We start from the raw sequence: 5,073 nt of genomic DNA on the forward strand, positions 1-5,073 counted from the left end.
GTCGGGGGTTGCGGGCGGGCAGGGTTCCGGCGAGGTGGTGTCTGATGCGGCCGGGCCACAGCAGGGCCACGGCCGCCACGGCGAGGGCGGGGCCGAACTGGGTCAGTTGCAGTACCTCGGGCGGTATGCCGGTCGCGGGCTGGAGGGCCCCGCACACTCCTGCCGCGAGGAAGGCGACGGCGAGGAACACCCCTGTCCGTGCCGCCCATCCGCTGCGCGGCGCCCGCCGCCACCCCTGGTCCTGTGCCTGCCCCTGGTCCTGTCCCTGGTGCTGTGTGTGGTTCTGCTCGCGGTGCGGCATGTGGCCCGGCCTCCCCGTGGATCGTGGGGGCGCGGCTGTCACGCCCCGCGCTCGACTCTGCCGGTCGGGGTCGGGGACGTCCTTGCACGTGGGTGCCGGAAGGGGTGTATCCAGGTACACCCTCGCCGGGCGCGGGTCAGGCTGTGGTGGTGGGGTGGTCGGTGAGTTCTTCGGCGAAGGCGCGGGCGGCGCTCAGGTCGTCCCCGTTCGGACGGTGCTTGTTGATGCCGCCGATCGGCTTGAACGGCGCCCACGTGTCGAACGCGCGGCAGGTGAAGGTGACTTCGACCGCGAAGCCCTTGGCCTGGAGGAGCCGTACCAGGGGGCGGGTGTACGGCGCGAACGGCAGCTCGGGCAGGCCGCTCGTGGCGAAGACGAAGGCCCGCCCCGACGATGTGGGCAGGGCGCGGACGAACCCGAGCAGGTCGGGGTGCATCCGCTGGGAGAAGACACCGGAGCCGAAGCCCACCAGGTCGTAGCCTGCCGGGTCCGCGGCCGCTGCTTCCTGCGGCGCGACCACGCGGGCGTCGAGTACGTCGGCCATCGCTTCCGCCACGCGGCGGGTGTTGCCGTGGGATACGGACGTGCAGACGAGCAGGGTCTTCATCGGTGTCCCTTTCGTTTGTCGCCTTCGTTGTCGCCTTCGTTCGGCGCCTTCCGCAGGAGGGACCGAGCAGACCCTGCGGATGTGACAGCCCCGCGCTGCGACGGGATCCGTGCGACGGGCGGGGCTGGTTGCGGAGGGACTGCGGCTACCGGGCCCGGAGCGCGGCCAGCCGCTGTTCGAAGGGCACCATCTCGAAACCGCCGGCCGGATGCGCCGATGTGATCGCCCCGGTCAGTGAACGGGGTGCGACGGCGTGGGCGCTGTCGAGGTCCGGGGCGGCGTTCCGGGCGGCGGGGGCCATGAGGCGCGCCAGTTCCGCGCCCGCGCGGGCGATCCGCTGCGCCAGTCCCTCTTCGCCCCAGTCTTCCGAGGCGGCGTACACGGCGGTCGGGGGGACGAGTGCGCGCAGGTGGGTGAAGAGCGGGCGCAGCGCGTGTTCGGTGACCAGGGAGTGGCGGGCGGTGCCTCCGGTCGCGCCGATGAGTACCGGCTTCCCGGTGAGGGCGTCCTTGTCGATGAGGTCGAAGAACGACTTGAACAGGCCGCTGTAGGACGCCGCGAAGACGGGTGTCACGGTGATCAGGCCGTCTGCGGCCGCCACCGTGTCGAGTGCGGTGGCCAGTCGGGCGGGCGGGAAGCCGGTGACGAAGTGCTGGGCGATCTCGGTTGCCAGGTCTCGCAGTTCGATCACTTCGGGGTGGGCGTCGACGTGGCCGAGTGTCGCGGCGGTGAGGCGGTCGGCGAGCAGGCGGGTGGAGGAGGGCGAGCTCAGGCCGGCCGATACGACGACGAGCTTCATGCCTGCCCCTCCTCCTTCGGGCTCTGCTGGGCCGCTGCCACGCGGGCGGAGTGTGTCGGCGCGTCCGGTACGCCGGCCGGGCGCAGGTTCGCGAACTCCTTGCGCAGTACCGGGACGACCTCTTCGCCGAGCAGGTCGAGCTGTTCCAGGACGGTTTTGAGGGGCAGGCCCGCGTGGTCCATGAGGAAGAGCTGGCGCTGGTAGTCGCCGGCGTAGTCCCGGAAGGACAGGGTCCGCTCGATGACCTGTTGGGGCGAGCCGACGGTCAGTGGTGTCTGGGAGGTGAACTCCTCCAGGGACGGGCCGTGGCCGTACACCGGTGCGTTGTCGAAGTACGGGCGGAATTCGCGGACCGCGTCCTGCGAGTTCTTGCGCATGAACACCTGGCCGCCGAGTCCGACGATGGCCTGTTCGGGGGTGCCGTGCCCGTAGTGGGCGTAGCGCTGGCGGTAGAGGTTGACCATCTGCTCGGTGTGGGAGGCGGGCCAGAAGATGTTGTTGTGGAAGAAGCCGTCGCCGTAGTAGGCGGCCTGTTCGGCGATCTCGGGTGAGCGGATGGAGCCGTGCCAGACGAAGGGCGCGATGTTGTCGAGTGGGCGCGGGGTGGAGGTGAAGGACTGCAGCGGGGTGCGGAATTTGCCCGTCCAGGTGACGGTGTCCTCGTCCCACAGGCGGCGCAGCAGGGCGTAGTTCTCGATGGCGAGGTCGATGCCGTCGCGGATGTCCTTGCCGAACCAGGGGTAGACCGGTCCGGTGTTGCCGCGGCCCATCATCACGTCGACGCGGCCGTCCGCGACGTGCTGGAGCATCGCGAAGTCCTCGGCAATCTTCACGGGGTCGTTGGTGGTGACCAGTGTCGTCGAGGTGGACAGGATCAGGTTCTCGGTGCGTGCGGCGATGTAGCCGAGCATCGTCGTCGGTGAGGAGGGGACGAACGGCGGGTTGTGGTGCTCGCCGGTGGCGAAGACGTCGAGGCCGACTTCTTCGGCCTTCTGCGCGATGGCGAGCATCGCCTTGATGCGTTCGTGCTCGCTCGGCACGCGTCCGGTGGTCGGATCGGCTGTGACGTCACCGACGGTGAAGATTCCGAACTGCATGACTCCCCTTCCCAAGATTGTTTACAATTCAACTATACTGGGGAACGGGGGGCGCGCCCGGGGTATTCCCGACGGGGTGCGCGGCCCTCCGCGCCGGCCGGTGCCGCGTTTTCACCCGCCCGGCGCACATGCGCGGGCCGGGGCAGCACCGCGGCACCAGGCTGTGAGCGAGGACGTACCGCACCGAGGGGTGACAGCGGTGGGAGCAGCCAGGATGCGGGCGGTGGCCGCCGTCACGGTCGCGGCCGTGTCCGTGATCACCGCCGCCACGGGCTGCTCGTCCGCCGGCAACGGCTCCGCCGGCCCGAAGACGAAGGACGCGGCGCAGTCCCCGGCATCCGCGTCCGCCTCGCCGGGCCACGGCCGGCTGATCCCGCGGTACGACACCGGCAGGACGGCCCAGGACCGGCGGATCCAGAGGTTCCTGCAGGACAACGAGGTCCTCGAACGCGTCGCCGCCTTCGTCGACGACCGGATCGCACTGTCCTACGACGTGCCCGTCATCGCGAAGAGCTGCGGCAGGGCGAACGCCTCCTGGGACCCGCGGGCGAGGGACATCACGTACTGCTACGAGCTCGTCGAGGAGACCATGCCCATCTTCCAGGAGCAGGCCGCCCGGCAGGGCCCCGGCGGCGCGGCGGAGCGGGCCAGGGCCGTGGACGAGGACATCATCGGATTCTCCAACGGTGTGCTCCTGCACGAGCTCGGCCACGGCCTGGTCGACATGTACGACCTGCCGATCACCGGCAAGGAGGAGGACGCCGTCGACCAGCTCGCCACACTGCTGCTCGCCACCGGCGGCGAGCAGCACATCGACTACGCGGTGAGCACCCTCAACACCTGGGGGGCCCTGGCCGACGCGCAGGAGGCCGGCGACCTCTCCGGCCTCTTCTCCGACGAGCACTCGCTCAGCGCGCAGCGCTTCTACAACGAGATCTGCTGGCTGTACGGCTCGGACCCCGACGCCTTCGAGTCGGTCGTCATCGCCGTCGGCAACCCGGACGGTGTGCTGCCGGAACTGCGGGCCGAGGGCTGCCGGCACGAGTACGAACAGATCGAGAAATCGTGGGGCAGGCTCCTCGAGCCGTACCTCAAGTAGCGGCCCGCGGGCGGACGGCGGCCCGCCTCAGCAGTGCCCGGTGCGTGGCCCGGTGCGTGGTCCGGGTGGCGCGGGCGCAGCGGCTGGGCGGGGGATGCCGGTTTCGCTCGATCGGATGAGAGGCGGGGTGCGGCGTTGCCGATGGGGGCAATCCGCACGATCGCCCGCTACGAAGAGGAGGTGAGACCTGCGGAGCACCATGGCCGGCCCCGGGACGGGACCGGCCCTTCTTCTCGGCGAGAGAGCGGTTGATGGCATCGAGGCACAAGGGCGGGCGCGGCCGCCGCGGCGCCGGGCCGCGGTACGGCGCCCGGCGACGCGCGGCGGGGTGCCGGTGACACAGCCCCTGCGGTTTCACGGTGCGGACGCGGGCGGGCCGCGGCTGCAGGAGGTGATGGAGCGGGTGGGCCACGGCGACAAGGACGCCTTCACCGTCCTGTACGACGCGGTCGTCGCCACCGTGTTCGGGATCGTCGTCAAAGTCGTCCGGGACCGGGCCCAGTCGGAGGAGGTGGCGCAGGAGGTGATGATCGACCTGTGGCGTCAGGCCGCCCGCTACCGCCCGGAGCAGGGAACCGTCATGGCGTGGGTGGCGACGATCGCGCACCGCAGGGCGGTGGACCGCGTCCGCTCCGCCCAGGCCTCCTCCGACCGCGAGCACGCCACCGCCGTACGCGACCTGCACAGGCCCTTCGACGAGGTCGCCGAGGAGGTGGAGGGCCGGCTGGAGAGCGAGCAGGTGCGCCGCTGCCTGGAGAGCCTGACCGAACTCCAGCGCCAGGCCGTGACCCTCGCCTACTACCGGGGCCTGACCTACCGCGAGGTCGCAGACCGGCTGCGGTCCCCGCTCGCGACCGTCAAGACCCGGATGCGCGACGGACTGATCCGGCTGCGCGACTGCATGGGGGTGACCGCATGACGCACGACGAACACCTGCACACCCTCACCGGCGCCTACGCACTCGACGCACTCACCGGCAAGGAACTGCACGCCTTCACCGCACACCTCGGGCACTGCACGGCCTGCGCGCAGGAGGCCGGCGAGTTCGAGGCGACGGCGGCACGTCTGGCCGCGGCGGCCTGCCTGCCCGCACCCGCCCCGATGAGGCAGGCGGTCCTGCACCGCATCGAAACCGTCCCGCAGCTGCCCCCGCACGCCCTGCCCACCGCC

General features: G+C 71.1%; 6 protein-coding genes and 1 pseudogene. 3 read left to right on the forward strand and 4 right to left on the reverse strand.

All coding sequences use genetic code 11. From position 1 onward, the window contains the following. From PV721_RS41105 to PV721_RS41120, 4 genes and pseudogenes are all read right to left on the reverse strand, one after another. Nucleotides 1-301 (reverse strand): annotated as a pseudogene (locus PV721_RS41105) (hypothetical protein); the annotation flags it as partial. Between the two features lie 136 nt (nucleotides 302-437). Next, on the reverse strand, nucleotides 438-908 hold the full coding sequence (locus PV721_RS41110; RefSeq protein WP_319733658.1) for a flavodoxin family protein: 471 nt from the start codon (nucleotides 906-908) through the stop codon (nucleotides 438-440). Between the two features lie 145 nt (nucleotides 909-1,053). Then, nucleotides 1,054-1,707 (reverse strand): FMN reductase, encoded by a 654-nt coding sequence (locus PV721_RS41115; RefSeq protein WP_319733660.1) that lies wholly within the window; start codon nucleotides 1,705-1,707, stop codon nucleotides 1,054-1,056. Continuing rightward, entirely contained in the window at nucleotides 1,704-2,804 is a 1,101-nt protein-coding gene (locus PV721_RS41120; protein WP_319733662.1) for an LLM class flavin-dependent oxidoreductase, read from the reverse strand. Before PV721_RS41120 ends, PV721_RS41115 begins: the two co-directional genes overlap by 4 nt. A 199-nt stretch (nucleotides 2,805-3,003) precedes the next feature. Between PV721_RS41120 and PV721_RS41125 the strand changes: the two genes are divergently transcribed. The 3 genes from PV721_RS41125 to PV721_RS41135 form a co-directional block, all read left to right on the forward strand. Further along, the gene (locus PV721_RS41125) at nucleotides 3,004-3,903 is read left to right on the forward strand and encodes a DUF4344 domain-containing metallopeptidase (RefSeq protein ID WP_319733664.1); all 900 of its coding nucleotides are present in this window, start codon (nucleotides 3,004-3,006) and stop codon (nucleotides 3,901-3,903) included. 334 nt (nucleotides 3,904-4,237) lie between these two features. After that, nucleotides 4,238-4,822 (forward strand): ECF RNA polymerase sigma factor SigK, encoded by a 585-nt coding sequence (sigK, locus tag PV721_RS41130; protein WP_319733666.1) that lies wholly within the window; start codon nucleotides 4,238-4,240, stop codon nucleotides 4,820-4,822. After that, the coding region (locus tag PV721_RS41135) for a zf-HC2 domain-containing protein (RefSeq protein WP_323806092.1) at nucleotides 4,819-5,073 on the forward strand (255 nt) is incomplete at its 3' end. The genes sigK and PV721_RS41135, both read left to right, overlap by 4 nt.

Source organism: Streptomyces sp. MB09-01 (assembly GCF_033794505.1).
Lineage (GTDB): Bacteria > Actinomycetota > Actinomycetes > Streptomycetales > Streptomycetaceae > Streptomyces.

Excerpts from the sequence above, each read along its gene's own strand:
- PV721_RS41110 (WP_319733658.1), bottom strand. The coding sequence starts at position 908 with ATGAAGACCCTGCTCGTCTGCACGTCCGTATCCCACGGCAACACCCGC.
- PV721_RS41115 (WP_319733660.1), bottom strand. The coding sequence starts at position 1,707 with ATGAAGCTCGTCGTCGTATCGGCCGGCCTGAGCTCGCCCTCCTCCACC.
- PV721_RS41120 (WP_319733662.1), bottom strand. The coding sequence starts at position 2,804 with ATGCAGTTCGGAATCTTCACCGTCGGTGACGTCACAGCCGATCCGACC.